The 19,632-nt window shown below is 73.2% G+C and carries 14 protein-coding genes; 1 reads left to right on the top strand and 13 read right to left on the bottom strand.

Going from position 1 to position 19,632, the window contains the following annotated elements; translation table 11 throughout:
- The 9 genes from AC0HI0_RS07540 to AC0HI0_RS07500 form a co-directional block, all read right to left on the bottom strand.
- Window positions 1–414: a peptidase inhibitor family I36 protein gene (locus AC0HI0_RS07540; RefSeq protein WP_480931543.1), complete on the bottom strand. Its 414-nt coding sequence runs from the start codon at window positions 412–414 to the stop codon at window positions 1–3.
- Window positions 415–1,344: 930 nt separating this feature from the next.
- A complete protein-coding gene (locus AC0HI0_RS07535) occupies window positions 1,345–1,779 on the bottom strand; it encodes a hypothetical protein (protein ID WP_480931542.1) in 435 nt (144 codons plus the stop codon).
- Between the two features lie 264 nt (window positions 1,780–2,043).
- Complete coding sequence (locus AC0HI0_RS07530) at window positions 2,044–2,886, bottom strand: ATP-grasp domain-containing protein (protein WP_480931541.1); 843 nt, start codon at window positions 2,884–2,886, stop codon at window positions 2,044–2,046.
- A gap of 116 nt (window positions 2,887–3,002) precedes the next feature.
- A complete protein-coding gene (locus AC0HI0_RS07525; RefSeq protein ID WP_480931540.1) occupies window positions 3,003–3,518 on the bottom strand; it encodes a flavin reductase family protein in 516 nt (171 codons plus the stop codon).
- Between the two features lie 22 nt (window positions 3,519–3,540).
- Window positions 3,541–5,103, bottom strand: coding sequence for a tryptophan halogenase family protein (locus AC0HI0_RS07520; protein ID WP_480931539.1), 1,563 nt, complete (start codon window positions 5,101–5,103; stop codon window positions 3,541–3,543).
- Between the two features lie 1,590 nt (window positions 5,104–6,693).
- Window positions 6,694–8,859: a TerD family protein gene (locus AC0HI0_RS07515; protein ID WP_480931538.1), complete on the bottom strand. Its 2,166-nt coding sequence runs from the start codon at window positions 8,857–8,859 to the stop codon at window positions 6,694–6,696.
- 77 nt (window positions 8,860–8,936) lie between these two features.
- Entirely contained in the window at window positions 8,937–10,544 is a 1,608-nt protein-coding gene (locus tag AC0HI0_RS07510) for a hypothetical protein (protein ID WP_480931537.1), read from the bottom strand.
- Window positions 10,545–10,584: 40 nt separating this feature from the next.
- Window positions 10,585–11,031, bottom strand: a complete 447-nt coding sequence (locus AC0HI0_RS07505) for a hypothetical protein (RefSeq protein ID WP_480931536.1) — start codon at window positions 11,029–11,031, stop codon at window positions 10,585–10,587.
- The gene (locus AC0HI0_RS07500; RefSeq protein WP_480931535.1) at window positions 11,028–11,639 is read right to left on the bottom strand and encodes a DJ-1/PfpI family protein; all 612 of its coding nucleotides are present in this window, start codon (window positions 11,637–11,639) and stop codon (window positions 11,028–11,030) included. The genes AC0HI0_RS07505 and AC0HI0_RS07500 overlap by 4 nt, the downstream gene beginning before the upstream one ends.
- Before the next feature lie 180 nt (window positions 11,640–11,819).
- Between AC0HI0_RS07500 and AC0HI0_RS07495 the strand changes: the two genes are divergently transcribed.
- Window positions 11,820–12,764: a GlxA family transcriptional regulator gene (locus tag AC0HI0_RS07495; RefSeq protein ID WP_480931534.1), complete on the top strand. Its 945-nt coding sequence runs from the start codon at window positions 11,820–11,822 to the stop codon at window positions 12,762–12,764.
- Between the two features lies 1 nt (window position 12,765).
- On the opposite strand, the gene AC0HI0_RS07490 is transcribed toward AC0HI0_RS07495, so the two are convergent.
- From AC0HI0_RS07490 to AC0HI0_RS07475, 4 genes are all read right to left on the bottom strand, one after another.
- Window positions 12,766–13,566, bottom strand: a complete 801-nt coding sequence (locus tag AC0HI0_RS07490; RefSeq protein WP_480931533.1) for an RNA polymerase sigma factor — start codon at window positions 13,564–13,566, stop codon at window positions 12,766–12,768.
- Between the two features lie 429 nt (window positions 13,567–13,995).
- On the bottom strand, window positions 13,996–14,715 hold the full coding sequence (locus tag AC0HI0_RS07485) for a TetR/AcrR family transcriptional regulator (RefSeq protein WP_480931532.1): 720 nt from the start codon (window positions 14,713–14,715) through the stop codon (window positions 13,996–13,998).
- A gap of 310 nt (window positions 14,716–15,025) precedes the next feature.
- Complete coding sequence (locus AC0HI0_RS07480; RefSeq protein ID WP_480931531.1) at window positions 15,026–18,019, bottom strand: amidohydrolase family protein; 2,994 nt, start codon at window positions 18,017–18,019, stop codon at window positions 15,026–15,028.
- A gap of 63 nt (window positions 18,020–18,082) precedes the next feature.
- Window positions 18,083–19,627 (bottom strand): outer membrane protein assembly factor BamB family protein, encoded by a 1,545-nt coding sequence (locus tag AC0HI0_RS07475; protein WP_480931530.1) that lies wholly within the window; start codon window positions 19,625–19,627, stop codon window positions 18,083–18,085.
- Window positions 19,628–19,632 lie beyond the last annotated feature (5 nt).

Genomic DNA, 19,632 nt, shown 5'->3' with positions numbered 1-19,632 from the left:
TCAGCCGCAGTCGTGGAACTTGTGCCCCCGGTTCTTCCGCGCCAACGGCCCGAGGTCGGCCAGCGATCCGCCGGGCTCGATGGTGACCCGCGCGCCGCTGTGGTCCGGACCCGCGAAGATGGTCACCTGGCAGGTCGTGTCGAAGTTCCGGACCGAGCGTGCGCTGCGCGCGATCTGCCCGCCGGTGGACGCGTACAACCACCGCGTGGGTGACAGCAGGTCCGCTGAGCCGAGGTAGAAACCCGCGCTCGCGCCGCCGAAGTCGGCTTCCGCGTAGTAGCACAGCTGGCCGTACGGCCGGGTCTCCGCGACACACGGCCCCGCCGGCGCGTCCGATCGTTGCGCGGCACCCGCCACCCCCGCCCCACTCACCACGAGAAGTACCGCCCCCAGCACCGCTCCCGATCTCTTCACGCGCGCGCTCCTGTTCCTCGGGGCTCTCGGATCTTCAGTTGTAGCAACCGGAAGGCTCATCCGCACCGCCCGAATCCACTATGGCGAACGACCTTTTGGTCGCCCTCGCGGGAGTGAGACCATCCGGGCTCCCCCGCGTGAGGGCGGCCGGAAGGCGGAACCGACCGACGTGGGCAGCATGGCCTGTTGGGTGAGTGGTTGGCCGATTTGTGGTGAGGGAAGGGTGTGCTCGGCAGGCCATGGGGTTCGGGTGCTGGTGTCGACCGGCGTTGGGGCGTGGCTGCCGGTGTTCGTACTGGGGACGGGTCGTCGTGCGGCGGTGGAGGTCTCGGGGTGAGGTGCGCTGTTCGACAAGCTGAAGCGCTACCCGTGCGTGCGGACCCCGTCTCGTCGCAACCCGCAGGCATTGGTGCCGTCTCCTCCAGACCGCCCAGCCGCCGGAACGACGACGTGTTGGGGCAATCCCTGCATCGCAGCGACTCTGCCCACCCCCGCGCGAGCGGGGAAGCCACGTGCGCCGGTACCGCATCGCGTGCATCGAGGGGCCACTCCCGCGTGCGTGGGGAAGACGGCCTGGACGGGGTCGCCGAGCGCGCGCCCTACGGACCACCCCCGCGTGTGCGGGAAAGACACTTCCTGAGCTGGGGGTTCATGTCACCGCACCCCCATTTTCATTCGGTTCGCTCCGGTACCGGAACCCTTGGCCGCCACCACAAGCCTATCCACACCCGTCGGCCACCGTGCCGTCATGGATCCGCTCCCGCACAACGCGGACCGCTCCACGCCCGTCCGCCGGACCCCGGCGTCCACGAACCAACCAAGGCGGCGAGTCCTTCCACCCCATCCCTCCACAAAGGACCAGTCAGCCCAGGCGCAACGCGCCGCAGTCCGACTCCCCCGGCAACAACGGCCGCAGCGCGATCATGCGGGTCATGCCGTCACCGCGCGCACCACCCTGCCCACCTCGCCCGCAGTCGTGACGTCCGGCGCGACGATCCGCGTCACCGCCCGCCCGGACGCGTGGCCGAACGTCACCACGAGCACCGACGCATCAGGCGTCTGGCTGCGGAACTCGCGCGGCTCGGCCAAGCCCGCCTCACGCGCCTTCTCGTACAGGCGGGTGAACTCCTCACCGGTCACGTGGTACTCGCGGGCCACGGGCGTGCCGCCGTCCTCCCCGTCCGCCACGATCAGCCGGCCGTCGCCGTAGAGCACGAACGTCGGGAAGTCGACCGTCCCGGGGCCACGTGGCCCGCCGGCCAGCAGGTCGACGCGCAACGCGACCGCGTCACCCACCGGCGGTGCGGCGGCGGACTGGCAGCCGGCGACCAGAGCCGCCACGACGAACAGGAGTACGCGGTTCATGCCACCAGGACGTCACAGCCGCACGGCGTGGTTGCACCGGAGTGGTCGTCCGCCGTCGCCGCTGGCACGACGACGGCGGACGACCACGGTTTGCGTCAACGCACTTTCCCCCTGCGGCAATACGATGCCGGGACACGGCGAATCGCTTCGCTGTGCGCTCACCGCCACGCCACGACCAGGATCAGCGGCACGGCGGGACTCCACGCTGTTCGGTCGCTCCACCCCCCGGCTTGAGCGTGTCGCGCGATGCATTCCGACGCGACCTCACCAGGTTAACCCGAACCACGCGGCGACGGGCAAATCATTTGTTTCCGCAGAAATTCCGCACGGACCGGAAAGCCCTGCCGAAAGCGCCGTCCGAAAATCGGACAGGGTGAATATCCCCCCATTACCCGCGCGGAAATCGCGAACCCCATTCACACAACGGGCCGGGTCGACGCGGGCGCAGAAAGGGCCGGTCGCGTTCCGACACCTCGTCGGCCGGCCCGGCGGAGCGGAGCACCACGTCCAACGCCGCGTCCGGGTCCGACCGGTACGGCTGGGCGAACCACGCCATGTTCGCCTCGACCACCACCACGTCCCGCCGGGGTCGTCGGGCGGCCCGACCAGGCCGACGTCGAGCACGACGGCACCGGGCAGCGTGCCGCCGACCGCGTCGAGCAGGTCCGCCGCGAAACCGCGCACCCGCACGGCTTCGGGGTCCTCGTCGAGCGGACGGGGGTCCGGAAAACCCCACGTCGCGTAGCGGGAACCGGTGCGCACCGCGCCGTCGAGCACGTACAGCCGGAATTCCGCCGCGAACGCCACGACGTCGGCGACCTGCACCGGGGTGTCGCCGGGCAGGTCCGCCGTCCGGGACGCCAGGTCCGCGCCGTCGGCGTACACCCGGGACGGGAACTCCTTGCCAGTAGGCGGTTTCACGAACGCCGGACCGCTCGCGGCACGTGCCCGCGCCAGGGTCGTCAGGCGGATCCGACGTCCGGTGTGGACCTCCGCCAGATCCGACAGCCACGAGTCGCCCGGCTCCAGCAGTCCCGCGCCGAGCTGCCCGGCGAGCAGCCACGCGCGGGGCAGCGCGGCGGGGGCGAACACGAGGACGGCGGGCATGACCGGAATCGTCGGCGGCGGACGGCCCGCGCGCCACCGCGTTTCCACCGCCGTCACGGGGGAACGGCGGTGGAAACGCGGTCGGGCCGGTCAGGCCGGCCGACGGGGGAAGGCCGTCAGGCGGGTCGGTCCGACCAGCGGCGGTAGCCGCCCTGGCCGTAGAGCAGCGGGTGGCGGTCCGCTCGCCGGGTGATCCGCGAGACCTCCCCGAACACCACCACGTGGTTGCCGACCACCTGGGTTGGGCCCACCCTGCAGTCGGCGACGGCGTGCGCGTCGGCCGCCAGGTGCGGGCCCGCCGCGTCCTGGTCGAGCCGCCAGGCCACCCGGTCGAAGCGGTCCGGGTCGCCGGATGCGAACAGTTCGGCGGTGGGCCGGGCGTCCTCGTGCAGCAGGTTCACCGCGAACCCGCCGCGCACCAGGACGGCGGCCAGTGTCGGGCCCGTGGAGCGCAGGCAGACCAGCAGCGTCGGTGGTTCGAGGTCGACGCTGCACACCGACGAGCAGGTCATGCCCCACGGGCGTCCGGAGAGGTCGGTCGTGGTCACGACGGCCACGCCGGACGGGAAGCCGCGCATCATCGCGCGGAACCCGTCCGGCAGGGCGGCCGATCGCGTGCTGGGCTCGGTCATGGGTCCGCCCGGGTCCGCCGGCTCAGTGCAGCCGGGCGTGGTACTCGTACTGGGCGGGCAGCCGCTCCACCAGGTGCCGGGCCTTGTCCCGGATGGCGGCGAACTCCTTGCGCGCCGCCGTGTCGTCGGACAGCGCCAGCGACGGCGACGGGCGCAGCGGGATCGCGCCGCCGCCGAGCAGGATGCACATGTACGAGTACGGCGGCAGCCCGTGGTAGTACGGGAAGATGTTCTCCGAGTCGGGCAGCTGGACCTTCCAGCGCTCCAGCCGCTCGGCCAGGCCGTCCGGGATCGCCCGGGTCTTGGTGTCCTTCCAGTACTGCGTGTCGTCGCGCCGCGCGCCGATGTAGTGCAGCACCAGGAACTCGCGGACGCCGTCCATCACGTTGGCGATCGCCGAGTTGTACATGTCGCGCAGCTTCGGGTGCCAGTCGGCGGCCGGGAAGAACTTGACCAGCTGCTCGATCGCGTGGTGGATGAAGAAGATCCCGGTGGACTCCAGCGGTTCCACGAAGCCGCTGGACAGGCCGATGGCGACGCAGTTGTTCACCCACGACTCGCGGCTGCGGCCGATCCGCATCCGGATGTGGTTGGCCTCGACGTCCTCGGCCTCGGGTCCGACGAACGCGCGCAGCGTCCGCTCGGCCTCCTCGGGCGAGCAGTAGTCCTTGGCGTAGACGTAGCCGGTGCCGATGCGGCCGAACAGCGGGATCGTCCAGATCCAGCCCGCCTCCTGCGCGGTCGCCGTGGTGCACGGCCGCAGGCCCCGGGCCTGCATGTCCAGCGGCACCTGGAGCGCCACCGCGCTGTCGTTGGGCAGGGTGTCCTGGTAGGACTGGAACGGCACGCCGAGCGCCTTGTTGATCAGCAGCCCGCGGAACCCGGTGCAGTCCACGAACAGGTCGCCGCGGAGTTCGCCGTGGTCCTTGGTGACCACGTGGTCGATCCAGCCGCGCTCGTCGAGCCGGACGTCCTGCACCTCGTCCACGATGTGCCGCACGCCCCGGTCCACCGAGTACTTGGTGAGGTACTTGGCCAGCAGCGCGGCCTCGAAGTGGTACGCGTACGGGAACTGGGTCTTGCCCTGGTGCTCGGACATGGTCAGGCCGACCGGTTCCTCGGCGCCCTCGACGTAGTCCTGCTCAAGCAGCCGGCCGTCCATGTGCCGGGGGCTGCGGCCCGCGTCGCACAGCGACGCCATCACGAAGCAGTCCTTGTCGAACCGGTCGGTCGGGCCGTCCTGGAGCCACCAGTCGGTGAGCGGGAACCCGCCGACCGACCGCATCTGCTCGAACGGGTGGTAGAAGTGGTGCCCCGGTTCGCGCCAGTCCTCGAACCGGACCGCCAGCTTGTAGGTGGCGTTGCAGGCCGGCATCCAGTCCTCCTCCTTGAGGTCGAGGAACTGGAAGAAATGCCGGATGTCGCTGAACGTGGCCTCGCCGACACCGATGGTGCCGATCTTGCCGGACTCCACGAGGGTGACCGAGATCCGGTCGCCGAATGCCGCTTTGAGGTACGCGGCAGTCATCCAGCCGGCGGTTCCCCCACCCACCACGACCACGTTCTCCGGATTCCTGGTGTTCATCCCAACCCTCTCCCCTTCGACCTGGACCGGCCCGCGGATACCGGCCCGGCCGGGTGGCCGCCCGCGCCCTGCGCGCCGGCGGCGGTGAATCGATTGTGCGCAGGGTGGTCGTGCCGGGTATTTCCGGTGCCGGCGGGATGTCCGCCGGGCGTCCGTGTCGAGCTATTCGAAAAACCGATGCCTCCGCCGATCGGCTGCACCGGCAAAACCGATTACCGCGTTCACCGCGGGCACCGCACGACTGCGCGACCGATCGACGCCGGGCCGGTCGCGGTACCACTCCGCCCTGGCGAAGAACCGGGCGGGAGAACCCTCGCACTGCTCGGCGGCGCCTGCCGAGCAGCCCGTCACCCCGACAACGGCACTGGTGGGAGCCGCGTCGGAGGTCCTGCGGTGATCATCTGGGCCCGTTGTGGACACCACCGGCCGCGGCCTTCTCGAAGGGATGTCGCGAAGTCGTCACGCCACACTGCGCCACCATTTCCCGATCCGGTATCCACCTCGGCACCTCCGCAGATATATACACGCCGGACCGGGCCTGCTCAACCTATTCCAAGCAAACTGGAATGGGTACCGCAAAGATTCCCTGATACCGTTCCGACCGGCGCCCGAGCGGCGGGTTGACAGCGGGCCCGGAATGTGGGCGTGACGACCCGGCGAGCCGCTTCGCCATTCGCCGGACGATACGATTCCGCACCGCACGACCACCGTGCGTCACCAGGTGAATTCCACCCGCCGTCGGACGGCCGCCGGTCCGCCGGAAAACAGAGCACCGGGGATATCTGCCGAACGGCCGCGCGGCCCCGGACCGGCCAATGCCGGTGCACCGGAATCCGCCCGCACCGCCCGCTCCCGGGTGCTCCGGAACCGCCCGGTGAATGGGCCGACCGGACGCGGAACCACCGCCGGACGGGCCGGCGGAGCACCCGGGAACGCCCGGCGCGGGTTTCGCGCGCCGGACGGGGAGGCAGTGCCACGGCCCGCCGTCATCAGGAGTTCCTATCCCAGCGGTTCCGCCGGACCGCGGTTCCCCCGGCACCGTCCACAGTGGCCGCCGGACCGAGGCCGCCCCGGCGGACGACCGCGGCGGCCGGTGACCGGGCGTGACCGGGAGCCCTGCACCTCGCGCTGGTCGACCGGGTCGCCGGGCGGGGACGGGAACTCGGGCCGACCGTCCACGAGGACCGCCACCCGTTCACCCGCTGCGAGCCGCCCGCCCCGGACGGCTCCGGCTCGGCGTCGGCACCCGCCCGGTCGAGGCGGGACGGCGCGTCGTCCTGAGGCCGCACCCGGCACCCGCTCATCCCGGTCACCGTCGCCGGCGACGCGGCCCGGAGCGTGCTCGGCGGCGCGGACCTCGGCGAGCACGCCGACCTCGTCTCGGCCGCCACCTGGCCGCCCGACCGCCGCGCCGCACGACCACGTTCGTGCCGACCGGCGGACACCTGCGGATCCCGGCGCGGAACCGGAGGTGCCGTACCCGCTGTCGGCCGCACCCGGCAGCGGAGGAGAGGGGCGAGGAGAAGGCGGGAACTAGGGTTTCGGAGTGAGAAGGAAGCTCCCGCATGGCCTCGCCGCGTCAGGCTAGCACTACTCGGGCACCAGGTTCTTCAAGGTGGCCAAGGTGAACACCTCCGAACCCCCGGGCAGCCCTTCGGGCCGTTCGATGCCGATGTAGGTCACCGGCCCGTCGAACGCCGGCTCGTCGGACACGTCGTCCGGCGTCCACACCGTGTACTTGTCGGCCTTGGCGCGCAACAACTCCACGAGATCACCGACCGACAGGTAGCGGCGGCCCATCACCGCGCGGACCAGCAGTTCGGTGCTCGCCCGGTGCTCCTCCACCCGGTTGCCCAGCGACTGGCCGCGCAGGTAGAGGTGCAGCCACTTCGCCGTCCACGCCCCGTCGCCGTCGCGGCTGAACGCGACCGGCAACGCCACGTTGCCCGCTCCGCGCACCTCCGACCGCATCCGCACGGTCGCGGCCTCGTACGGCAGGCCGCGCTGGTCGAGGTCGCGGGTCATGAAGCCGAACGACGATTCCGCCGCCTCGGCGAACTTCTCGCCCGCGTAGTAGTTCACCTGCGGCACCAGGTAGTGCGCGGACACGGTGTCCAACGGGATGTCGATGAACTCCGTCGCGCCGTCGGGCGCGTCGGTGATGTCGCCCGAGTAGTACGCGTTGCCGTGCCGGTAGTTGGTCCACGAGAGCTGGCCGAGGAACCCGAAGTCCTCGTCCAGCAGCAACGCCGAGAGGTCGTAGTCGGTGCGGCGCTCGTGCTGCCGCCAGTACAGGAAGAACCGCAGCAGCTCGCCCGACACCGGGCTCACCGAACCGCGCGGCAGCACCGCGAACCCGTCCGAGGTGCCCTTGTCCGACAGCGGGAGCGCGACCGCGAGCACGTCCGGGTCCACCACCAGGTGGCGGTGGGCGGGCAGCCGGCGCAGCAGTTCCGCGTCCAGCAGGGCGACCAGCCGGTCCACCGCGACCGGGTCGAGCGGGGCGCGGTCGTCGGAGGTCACCCACGACCGCTGCGCGCGGTTGGTGAACACCCTGGCGGGCTCCGGCGCGGTCCGGTTGACCAGGTGTTCGCGCACCGAGCACAGCACCCGGCCGGACACCCGGCCCAGCACCGACCCCACGGTGTCCAGCACGTCGGCCACGTCGTCCGGCCCGCTCGACCGCAGCACCCGGTCCACGGCGCGCAGCAACGTGCCCGGCGCGCCGGCGAGCAGCCGGACCGCGCCCGGGACGTCACCGGCCGCGAACGCCAGTTCCACCTCGCCCGCCGACGACCGCACGTCCCGTTCGCCCCGGGCCACCGCGAAGACGTCCCGCGCGTGCGGGAACGCCGCGTGCTCGTGCGGGTGCAGCCGCTCGCCCAGCCGCTGCCAGCGGCGGCGGTACGCGGGCACGTCGCCGAGCGCGGCCGGCGATCTCCCGACCACGGCGTCCAGCGCGGCCATCAACGCCCGCCGCTGCGGCCGCCGCAACGACCGGAACCTGGTCGCCTCGCGCAGCGTCACGTCGCCGCCGGACGCCCGGCAGGCCAGCCGCAGCACGTCGGTCACGGTGTCCACACCGACCAGGGGCCGGCCCGCCGCGAGCCGCGCCGCGTTGACCACCGCCCGGTTCTCCCGGACCGGGGCCGGTTCGGGGTGCTCGCCGTCCAGCCCCAGGGTGACCAGCTCCGCCAGCAGGTCCAGGTCGGTCTCGTGCAGCGGCACCGGGCTGGACGCCAGCGACAGGTAGAGGGCGCGCCCCTCCTGCTCGGCCGTCCCGCCCAGGTGCAGCACGGTGACCCGGTCCTTCCACGACGGGATCAGCTCGTCGTGCGCGGCCAGGAGTTCCTCGTAGGTGTGCTGGACGCGGCCGTAGCCGGGCAGCGCGAGCAGGTCGAGCGCCCCGCCGGCGACGGCCGGCGGGTGGCCGCCGTCGTCGAGCAGCGCCAGGCGCAGCGACCTCAGCCAGAACGCCGTGGTGTCCGGCACGCCGCGCGGGAAGTTCTTGAAGTACGGGTTGTGCTCGACGTCGTCCCCGACGATCTCGCGCACCGCGCCGACCACCTCGACCGCGAGGTCCAGCGCGACCGGCGCGCCGAGCCCGGACACGTGCCGCAGCAACTCGCCGGACGCCTTGAACCCGGCCAGGAGCAGCACCGCGTCGAGTTGGCGCGCGACCGCGCGGCCGTCACCGGCCGGGCCGTCGGAGGCCGGTACCCGGTGGGTGTGCTGGATGATCGTCCTGTGGAGCATGGTGCCCTTCCGCGCGGTCCGACGCACAGCTTCGCACCGCGAACCCGGCCGGCGCACCGGATTTGCGCAGGAGACGGCTACCGCCGGCGGCGCACCTCGCGGTACTCGGCGACGGTCCGCGCGGCGATCCGGCGCAGCACGTCCACCGGGTCCTCCCCCGGCGGCCCACCGGGCACGTCGGCCGGGCCGACCGCGATCTCCACGGCGACCGCCGCCGGATCGGCCCGCTGCGGGTGGACGACCGAGCGCACCGCGTCCTCATAGGAGTCCAGCACGTCGACCAGATCGGCCAGGCGCTCCGCCTCGGCCGCACCGGTCGGCGCGGGCGGCGGGACCGCGAGGTCCGCCGCGATCCGCGCCCGGTGCGCCCCGACCAGCGCGGGCACGGACGCGAGCACCGCCGCCCGGTCGTCGGCGACCGGACCGGGCACGTCCCGGCACAGCGCCGAGGCCAGCGCGTCCCGCCGCTCCCGCAGTTCGCCGGTCAGCGGCCGGACCGGCGGGGCGAAGTTGGGCAGGCAGTGGCCGACCAGGGTGAAGTCGGCGGGCGCGGTGGCGCGCAGCCGGTCCACCGCGTCGGCCAGGTAGGCGCGGAACCCGGCGGTCGCGGCGGTCCACTCCGGCTCGTCGGTCACGCCGTGGTGGACGGCCAGCGCGGCCAGCACGGCGTCGGCCGCGCCCGCGTCGAGCGGCTGGGCCGCCAGTGCCCGGGTGAACGCGTCGAAGTCCCGCTTCCGGTGCCGGGCGGGCGGTTCGCGGGGCAGCCTGCCCTGGTCGGCGATCCACCGCCACGCCTGGCGGGCCGCGGTGAACACCGGCAGCGTGAAGCGCTTGCCGTTGTCCGCCCGCCACTTCCGGACGTCGGCGTCGTCCTCGCGGCCGAACGCGGTCCACGCCGCGGCGAGCGCCGCCGCGCCGTCCGGGGTGAGCAGGCGGCGCAGCGCGGCGTCCTCGGTGAGCCGGCCGAGGACGCGACGCACCACCCGGCGGTCGGCGGACCCGGCCAGGTCCCGGGCCGCCGCGCCCATCCGCTCCCCGGCCGCCTCGACGGCGTCCAGCTCCCGCAAGCGGTCCCGGCACGCGCACAACGCGGTCGCGAGGTCCGGCGGCAGGCCCGACCGGTCCGTCAGGAGCGCGTCCAGGCGGTCGGGCCGTGCGGCGGCCACCTCGCGGGCGAGGGATTCGAGCCCGCGCAACGACCTCCGCGCGGCCACGTCGCGCGCGGACCACTCCCGCATCGCCGACAGCGAACCCGACAGCCGCGCCACCAGCCGGTGCACCTCGTGCTCCACGGCCGTCCACCGGGCCAGCAGCCCTTCGTTGGCCCGGTGGTACTCCTCGATCCAGCCGGTGAGCACCCGGTGCACGTCGTCGGCGTCCCGCCCCGCGAACGGCAGCACGTGCACCCCGGCGTCGGCGACCAGCACCAGGCACGGGACGTGCCCGGAAAGGCCCGGCCACCGGGCGAACTCCGGCCCGTCGAGGTGGAACTCGATCCGGACCGGCCCGGTCGAGCGCGCGGTCAGGTCGTCGCGGTACCGCTGCGGGAACTCCCGGCCCACCGCCGAGTCGTCGCCCACCACGAGCACGCGCCAGCCGAGCCGGTCGGTGAGCGACCGCGTGTCCTCGGCCGGCCGTAACGCGGGCCGGTGCGCCAGTTCCGCGCCGGGGGCGGAGGAGACCATTGACCGACCATGACGATCGAGGTCGGGCGCTGTCAAGCGATCACGCGCCGGTCGTCGACCCCGGCCGGACGACCATCAGCACGGTCACCGTCGCCCACAGCAGGTTGAACAGCCCGGTGTGCATCGCCAGGCGCCTGGCCGCACCGCCGCCGATCGTCAGCCCGGTCAGCACCCGGTCCTGTCCGGGCAGCACGAGCAGGAGCAGCACCCCGGCGGCGACCGCCGTCAGCCCCGTGGAAACCACTAGCCAGGCGTCGCCGAGCACGCCCATCGCCGAGCCGGTGGCGATGCCCAGCACCGGGACGGCGATACCGACCCCGGCGTACACCCGGCAGATCCGGTGCAACGTCCGCACCGGCCCGAGGTCGGGGTCCGGCGCGGCCAGCGCGCGCCGGGCGGCGGCCGGGAACATGCTCGCCGCGACCGTCACCGGTCCGACCGCGACGATCGCCGCGAGCACGTGCAGCGAGAGCAGGAGCTTGGTCACGCGCCCACCCGGTCCGGGACGGCCCGCCACACCGTGCCCCGGCGCTCGTAGGCGAACAGCTCCTCCACGGCGAGCGCCGCGCCCGGCCCGAGTACGCGCTCCAGCAGGTACAGGCCCAGGTCCAGGCCGGAAGTCACGCCGGCGGCCGTGACCAGGTCGCCGTCGTCCACGACGCGGGCCCGGACCGGCGTCGCGCCCGCCTCGGCCAGCAGGTCCAGCCCGAGGTGGTGGGTGGTGGCCGGGCGGCCGGTGATCAGGCCCGCCAGGGCGAGCAGCAGCGAGCCGCCGCACACCGCGGCCGTGGTGCTGCCGGGCCGGTCGAGGGAGCGCCCCAGCAGCGCCGGCAACCCCGTGCCGAGGGCGCGGCGCAGCACCCGCGCCACGACGTCCGGCGTCCCCGCCGCGCCCGGCACCACCACCAGGTCCGCGCGCCCCGGGTCCAGCGGCCCGCCGGCGCGCAGGGTCAGCGGGGCAAGCCCGCTGGGCACCTCGCGGGCACCCTCGGCGGAGACGAGTTCCGCCGGCACGCCGCCGGCGGACAGCACCTCGTACGGCGCGGTCACGTCCAGCGGGTCGAACCCGTCGAACAACACGATCTGCGCGAGCATCGCCGGATCAGTCCTCCTCGGTCGTCGGCGACACCGACGCTAACGATCTCCGAGACCGCCGGGAACTGGCCGGACTGCCACGTTGCACCCGATTCTCGCCAACTCGATGACCTGCACAGATGGATGAACCAGCAGGTCGGCGGACTTGGCGTGAACTGCCCTTGGAACTACGTTGTCGCCATGCACACCGTGGCGGTCCTCGCGCTCGACAAGGTCATCCCGTTCGACCTGTCGACGCCGATCGAGGTGTTCACCCGCACCCGCCTGCCCGACGGCCGCCCCGCCTACCGGCTCCGGGTCTGCGGCGTGACGCCGACCGTGGACGCCGGCGCGTTCGCCGTGCGGGTGCCGTGGGGCCTGGAAGCCCTGGCGGACGCCGACACGGTCATCCTGCCCGGCTGCGCCGACCCCACCGCGCCGATCCCGGAGGAGGTGCTCGACGCGCTGCGCCGGGCCGCCGCGCGCGGCACCCGGATCGCGTCGATCTGCTCCGGCGCGTTCATCCTCGCCGCCACCGGCCTGCTCGACGGCCTGCGCGCCACCACCCACTGGGTGTGCGCGGTGCTGCTGGCCGAGCGGTTCCCGGCGGTCGAGGTCGACCCCGACGTGCTCTACGTCGACAACGGCCGCTGCCTGACGTCGGCGGGCGCGGCGGCCGGGCTCGACCTGTGCCTGCACCTGATCCGGTGCGACTACGGCTCGGCGGTGGCCGCCGACGCCGCCCGGCTGTCGGTGATGCCGCTGGAGCGCGAGGGCGGCCAGGCCCAGTTCATCGTGCACGACCTGCCGCCGGTGCCGCGCGGCTCGGCGCTGGAACCGCTGCTGCGCTGGATGGACGAGCACGCGGCCCGCGACCTGACGCTGGCCGACCTCGCGCGGCAGGCCGGGACGAGCACCCGGACGCTGAACCGCCGGTTCCGCGAGCAGACCGGGGACACGCCGCTGCAATGGCTGCTGCGCGCCCGGATCAGGCAGGCCCAGCACCTGCTGGAGAACACCGACCACCCGGTGGACCGGATCGGCGCGCGGACCGGGTTCGGCTCGCCCACGGCGTTCCGCGACCGGTTCCGCCGGGTCGTCGGCACCAGCCCGCACGCCTACCGCGCCGCCTTCCGGGCGGGCTGAGCTAGCCGGTGGGCTGCAACCGGGGCGGCTCGGCGACCCGGATCGTGTTCAGCGACGCCAGTTCCTCGGACAGGTCGCGGCAGCCGCGACACCGCGCGAGGTGTTGGTCCACAATGGATCTTCGCCGGGGCCGCAGCGCCCGCCGGGCCCACGTCCCCAGTTCGCTCACCACGTGCGCGCAACCGGGCGGCAGGGGCCGGCGGGTCACGTGGGCGTCGAGATAGGCCGCGCGCAGCGCCTCCCGGGCGCGGTGGGCGCGCGAGGACACCGCGTTGGGCGAGATGTCCAGCAGCGGCGCGGCGGAGGCCGGCGACAGGCCGAGCACCTCGGTGTAGAGCAGGACCTGGCGGGCGGACGCGGGCAGCCGGTGGAACGCGCGGACCGCCAGGCTGCGTTCGAGCACCCCCTCGACGGCGCGTTCCTGGTACGGCTGCGGGTCGACGCGCGCGTGCGCCGCCTCGTCCGCCGCCGGGTCGCCGGTCAGCAACTCCTGCGCCTCACGGCGTTTGCGGGCCAACGCGGTGCGGGTGATCGTGGTCAGCAGGTAGGCGCGGAAGGAGCGGGTCGGCCCGCCGCCGACCAGCAGGACCTCCAGCACGCGCAGGAAGCCCTCCGACACCACCTCGTCGGCCTCGGCCGGGCACCGGGGCACCAGGTGGCGGGCCCGCGCGCGGGCGACCCCGAGGTGCCGTTCGTAGAGGGGGCTGAAGGCGGACACGGTGCCGGCCCGCACCAACGCCATCAGCCGGTCGTCGCTCGCCGCCGAGTGGTGCCCTCGCGCGACAACTCCCGATCCGGTCACGAGTCAGCCTCGCAATTTAGCGGTACATCAAAGTAAGGGTTACATCAACGTACCAGCAAGGATGCGCAGAGTGCCAATTCAAGTGCCGAGAGTGAGGACGGCCTTCGCACGGCCCGGCGCGGCCGTCGACCGACGCGCTTTAGCTGTAGTAACAAACGGGTCGACCGCCACGACCGCGCCGACGCGGGGTCCCGCCGCCGTCCGCGACCGACCCGATCACCGGCACGCCCGTAAGGCGCAGGCACACCGGCCTCCGCCACGAACCCCGCCCCACGAGAAGGACCCCACCCGCGCCGGGTTCCCGCACCACGCGGCCGTCCGGTTCCGCGACCGCAGCGTCACCGTGCCGCCACCTGACCGCCCTGCCCGACCGGGTCCCGCACTACAACACCCAACGCGCCCACAGCACCATCGGAGGCCACCCGCCCATCAGTACAGCCGGCGGTCGGACTCCGCCGGATCCGGCAGTGGCGGTAATGGCAGGTCGGGGTCGAGCGTCAACCCCGCCTCGCGCAGCACGTCGTCCAGCACGCCCCACGCCCAGTCCGCCAGCCGGTCGACCAGTTCCGCCCGGTCCAGCGAGCCGGGCTCGACCGACCACCGGGCCGTCGTCGACTCGACCATGCCGACCAGCCCGAACGACAGCGGGTCGGCCAGCCGGGCGTCCACGCCCAGCAGCGCCATGTAGCCGCCGATCACCTGGCCCAGCAGACCGCTGATCCGGGCCCGGATGTCGGCCGCCCACAGCCGCCGCTCCGGGTCCGCCTCCACCGAGCGGGACACGACGTAGTGGTAGAGCGAGACGTTGTCGGTCATCCACACCACGTACGTGCGCACGATCCGGGTGATGATCTCGCGCGCGCTGCCGCTCGGCCGGGTCAGCACGGGCACCATCTCGGCGATGATCAGCTCCGAGATCCGCCGGCCGACCGCGGCGTAGACGTCGTCGGCGTCGTCGAAGTGGCGGTACAGCCGGGGGCGGGAGATCCCGGCGCGCTCGGCGATGCGTTCGGTCGACACCCACGGGCCGTGCTCGCCGATGGCCGCCAGCGCGGCTGTCACGATCTCCGCGCGCCGCTTCTCCCGCTGCCCCGCCCACCGGGCGACCCGCCCGTCCACGGGTTTGTCCTGTCCGCCGCCGTCCGCCACGGGAGTACAGCGTAATGACCGCGCAACCCGAATAATCGGGCCCGACCGCGCGCACAACGCGAATCCGGCCGACCGGAATCCGCCTGCCGGAAAAGCCCCGGTGCCGGGCCCGGTGAACCGCGATCCGCAGGTCGGAAAAGCACGCAGGCGAACGTGTGCACCATTCGGGTACTTTTGTCGACGGCCGTGGACGACCAGATCAGGGGAACGTGCCGTCGGGTGCGCGGCGGTGGACCCGCGCCGGGACCCGGACCCGCCGGCCCGCCGCCTGCATCGGCGTGGCAAGGGGTCCGGGTCCCGGCGCGGGGGTTCAGCGGCCGGCGGGCCCGGCGAACGGCTTCACCAGCTCGTCCACTGTGGACAGCCGCCCGTTCTTCATCACCATCCGGACGTCGGCCAGCTTCGCCAGGTCGCGGGAGGCGTCGCCGCCGGTGAACACCAGGTCGGCCAGCTTGCCCTCCTCGACGCTGCCCAGGTCGCGCTCGACGCCCAGCTGCCGCGCGGACAGCAGGGTCGCGCTCTGCAGCACCGCGAACGGGTCGACGCCGTACTTGCCCATCGCCCGCAGGTTCAAGTGCAGCGCGACCGCCATGGTGTCCAACGGCGCGTCGGTGCCCGCGAGCACCGTCCCGCCGGCGGCCAGCAGCCGCTTGACCACGCCAACCTCGCGACGGGCCTGCTCGGCGTTGCCGTCGAGGAAGCCGCACGGCCCGAGTCCCTGCGCGCACAACACCTTCGCGTGCAGGGTCTGCTGCTCCTGCGGCGTGTAGAGGGCGCGGATCCGGGGGTCGTTCTCCAGACCGGGGTCGTCGGCGAGCATCGAGCCGGAGCTGAACAGCGTGGTGCTGAACGGCATCCCGCCGCGCGCCGCGAGCTGGACGACGTCGTCGTAGACGCCGCCGGCCGCCGCGTCGCGGGCGAACGCGAAGCCCCACTTGGTCGGCCCGGCGAGGTGCTCCTTCATGTCCACGCCGTGCGCGATGCCCGGGTACAGGTAGTGCGAGGTGGTCGGCACGCCCAGCCCGTGCGCCCGGTCCGCGACCCGGGCCTGCCAGTCGAACGGGAACCGCTCGTAGGTCTTGACCAGGTCGTAGTCCAGTTCGCGCACCCGGGACAGCTCCAGGCCGAGCTGGCGCTCGCTGCGCACCGGCCGGGCGAACTCCCAGCCGACCCGCGAGCCTTCGAGCATCTCGCCGGTCAGGAAGAACCGGGGGCCGGTGCGCGCCCCGGAGTCCAGCGCCTCGCGGTCCTCGACCGCCCGGTACACCGGGTCGCCGGTCGAGCGGGTGGTGGTGATGCCGTAGGACAGCATGAGCCGGCCCAGCCGGTCGCCGACGTACTTGGCCCGCATCTCCTGGTGGACGTGCATGTCGACCAGGCCGGGCGTGACGGTCAGCGCGCTCGCGTCGACGTACTTCCAGCCCGCCAGGGACCGGTCCGCCCGATGCGGCTCGATGGCGCGGATCCGGTTGTCCACCACGACGATGTCCACGTCGGTGCGCGGCACGGCGTTCTTGCCGTCCCACAGCCGGCCGGCCCGGATCACCACCCGGCTGTCCGGCTTGTCGCGGGTGTAGGTGAGCCCGACCGGCACGTCGGCCGGCTGCCCGCCGTCCGCCGCGGTCTTCTTCAACCGGCCGTTGTTGAGGTACAGCAAGGTGTTCCCCGGTCCCCACGTCGGCGCGTCGCTCGCCTCGCGGGTGACCTGCCGGGCCGGGCCGGTGGGCGTGCCCGACGGGTCGACCGGCAGCACGTGGATCGTGCTGTCCATGGAGAACGCCAGCGCCCGGCCGTCCGGCGACCAGACCGGCCCGTCGTCGCCGCGGGTGGAGATCGACGCGAACGGCCCCGGCTCGACGGTCCGGGTGGCACCCGAGGCGAGGTCGAGCAGCAGGATCTGGTTGCGGTCGGCCGCCGACACCGCCATCGCCAGGGTCCGGCCGTCCGGCGACCAGCTCGGCCGGCCGGGCGCGTTCTGCGGACCCAGCACGCGGGTGGCCGCGCCGGAGGCCAGGTCGAGGGTGAAGGTCTGGGCGTTCTGGTCCTGGAACGCCACGGCCCGGCCGTCCGGCGACCACGTGGGCGCGATCTCCGCGCCGGGCGACGAGGTCAGCCGCTGCTCCTTGCCCGTGGCCACGTCCAGCGCGTACAGGTCGACGCTGCCCGCCTTGTCCGAGGCGTAGGCGATCCGGGTGCCGTCCCGCGACCACGCCGGGTCGGACTCGTGGTAGCCGTCGCGGGTGAGCTGCTTCGGGCTGCCGCCGATCGGCAGCAGCCACAGGTCGTTGAGGGCCTTGAACAACACGGACCCGCCGTCCGGGGACAGCGCCGGTCCGGCGATGCCGCGCACCGGGCGCGGTCGCTTGCCGTCGAAGTCGTACGCCTTGCGGTCGTAGCGGTCGCGCCGGAGCTGGAAGGTCGCGGTGAACGGGATCTCGCGGGACGCCCCGGTGCTCACCCTGGTGACCGCGATGTGGCCGTTCGCGCCGTAGCCGAGCTGGTCGGCGTCCAGCCAGCGCGGCGGGAACGGGAACACGTCGCGGTAGGTGCCGACCTGGCGGACCGCGCCGCCCTCGGCGACCTGGAGGGTCCGGCCGCCCTGCCCGCCGCGCAGGAACGCGAGGCGCTTGCCGTCCGGCGACCACGAGGGCGCGCTCACGAAGCCCGGCGCGGCCGGCACGAGCGTGCTCACCGCGCCGGTCGCCAGGTCGACGCTCTCCACCGCGTTGCCCTGCACGTAGGCGATGGAACGCCCGTCGGGGTGCCAGGTCGGGTGCGTCTCGGCGGTGGCCGCCGAGGTGATCCGGGTGACCGCGCCGGAGCGCACGTCGACGGTCCAGATGTCCTCGCCGCCCTGCCGGTCGGAGGTGAACGCGATCCGGCGGCCGTCCGGCGACCACGCCGGGTACAGGTCGTCGTAGTCGCCCCTGGTGACCTGGCGGGCGTCGGTGCCGTCGGCCGCGACGGTCCGGATGTGGAACATGCCGTCCGCGAACGACTGGAGGGCCAGCCTACTCCCGTCCGGGGAGAACGACGGCCAGTACGGGTCGAGGAAGTCGGCGCCGATCGCGGTGGCCGCGCCGCCGCCGGGCGGCACCGAGAACAGCTGTCCCTGGAGGTCCACGACGATGGTGCCGTCCCGGGGCGACACGGCCACCGCGAGGTTGGTGCCCTCGCTGACGGTGACCGGGATCGTGCGCGGGCGTTCGGCGGCCGTGGTGGTGGGTGCGGAGGTGGCGGACGAGGTGGCGAGCAGGCAGGCCAGCGCCACGACGCCGAGACGGCGGTGGTGCGCAGTACGCATGTCAGAAACTCCTTGCGCGGTGCGCTCCCCGCGCCGGGGGCTCCGGCGCGGGGAGCGGCGAGGTCAGAGTCCGAACGCGAGCAGGACGTTGCCGTGATCACTCGGGTAGGAGGGCCAGTAGCCGGACTGCACGTAGAGCATCCCGTTGGCGATCACCGCACCACCGTTGCCGGAGATCGCGCTGCCGCGCCCGGTCAGGCCGTTCACGCCGGCGAAGTCGCGGATGGTGTCGAACTCCCACCGCACCTTGCCGGTGGTGGAGTCGTAGATCCGCATCTTGCCGTCGACGCTGCCCTCGTAGACCAGGCCGGGGCTGGTGCTGACGGCCGGTGTGTGGGAACGCTGGCACACCTGCGGGAACTGGGCCGCGCCGCCGGTGGTGCAGCCGTTGTCCGGGTTGGGCGTCTGCCAGACGACGTCGCCGTTGCCGGGGTCGAGCGCGAACACCGTGCCGGGGTTGCCCCAGTTCGTCGCCATGTACAGCCGCTTGCCGTCGAAGCTGCTGCCCCACTGGATGCCGCTCAGGCCGCCGCCGGGCATCGGCTTGGACAGCTGCCGGCGCCACTGCACCGAGCCGTTGCGCGCGTCGAACACGTGGAAGACGCCGCTCTTCTGGCCGACGCCGACGAACGTGCGGCCGTCGTGCCGGAACAGGGTGGGCGTCGCGCCGATGTCGTAGTCCAGCGCGGTGCCGTCCTTCTGCCCGGGGCAGTAGCCCTCGTTGTCCGGGAAGCCGCACAGCAGCCGCCAGGTGTCGGCCTGGGTGACCTTCTGCTTCCACTTGGCCGCGCCGGTCCGGGCGTCGAGCGCCAGCAGGGTGTCGAAGTCGCCGGTGGTGCCGGAGTAGAGGTTGCCGGTGCCGACGTAGAGGGTGTTGGTGCGCTCGTCGACGACCGGCGAACTCCACACGCCCGCGCCGGACGGTTCGTAGCGGGTCGCGCCGCTGGGCCAGGTGCCGACCGCCTGCGGTTCCGGCGTGGTGAAGTAGCGCCACACCAGGTCACCGGTCTCGGCGTCGATCGAGTCGACGTGCCCGCGGAAGGTGCAGCACGGGTAGTTGCGGTCCGGGTTGATGTTCTCGCCGCTGGACGCGCCGACGTAGATCCGGCCGTCGTGGTAGAGCGGGGAGCTGGTGTGCATCCCGGCCGCGTGCGGTTCGGTGTCCTTGGACCACGCGAGCCGCCCGCTCCGCTGGTCCAACGCGTACAGCCGTCCGCCGTTGTCGCCGAAGTACACCTTGCCGCGGGCCACGGTCGGCCCGTCGATCACCACGCTCCCCGCGCTCACACTCGCGAGGTCGAACGTCCAGCGGCCCGCACCGGTCTTCGCGTCCAGTGCGTGGAATTTGCCGTCAGGACTGCCGAAGTAGATGCCGCCATCCACCACGGCCGGTTGACTTTTTGCCGGGAACCCGTTCTTCGGATAGGCGAATGCCCACTTCAGCTCCAGTTTCCCGACGTTCCACGGTGCGATCCGGCGTTCTGCCGGGGCGAACCGGGAACCGGACTTGTCGCCGGTCCAGCCCGGCCAGTCGCCGGACCGGTGGCCGGTGGTGTTTCCGCTGGCGGAGGCCGCGCCGCCGATGAGCAGCGCGACCACGCCAACCACTGCCG

The sequence above is a fragment of the Saccharothrix sp. NBAS 001 genome (assembly GCF_056640475.1).
Note: the sequence above shows the minus strand (reverse complement) of the source record. Positions and strands in the feature narration are given on the sequence as shown.

Excerpts from the sequence above, each read along its gene's own strand:
- AC0HI0_RS07525 (WP_480931540.1), bottom strand. The coding sequence starts at position 3,518 with ATGACCGAGCCCAGCACGCGATCGGCCGCCCTGCCGGACGGGTTCCGC.
- AC0HI0_RS07495 (WP_480931534.1), top strand. The coding sequence starts at position 11,820 with ATGCACACCGTGGCGGTCCTCGCGCTCGACAAGGTCATCCCGTTCGAC.
- AC0HI0_RS07515 (WP_480931538.1), bottom strand. The coding sequence starts at position 8,859 with ATGCTCCACAGGACGATCATCCAGCACACCCACCGGGTACCGGCCTCC.
- AC0HI0_RS07500 (WP_480931535.1), bottom strand. The coding sequence starts at position 11,639 with ATGCTCGCGCAGATCGTGTTGTTCGACGGGTTCGACCCGCTGGACGTG.
- AC0HI0_RS07480 (WP_480931531.1), bottom strand. The coding sequence starts at position 18,019 with ATGCGTACTGCGCACCACCGCCGTCTCGGCGTCGTGGCGCTGGCCTGC.
- AC0HI0_RS07510 (WP_480931537.1), bottom strand. The coding sequence starts at position 10,544 with ATGGTCTCCTCCGCCCCCGGCGCGGAACTGGCGCACCGGCCCGCGTTA.
- AC0HI0_RS07535 (WP_480931542.1), bottom strand. The coding sequence starts at position 1,779 with ATGAACCGCGTACTCCTGTTCGTCGTGGCGGCTCTGGTCGCCGGCTGC.
- AC0HI0_RS07530 (WP_480931541.1), bottom strand. The coding sequence starts at position 2,886 with ATGCCCGCCGTCCTCGTGTTCGCCCCCGCCGCGCTGCCCCGCGCGTGG.
- AC0HI0_RS07520 (WP_480931539.1), bottom strand. The coding sequence starts at position 5,103 with ATGAACACCAGGAATCCGGAGAACGTGGTCGTGGTGGGTGGGGGAACC.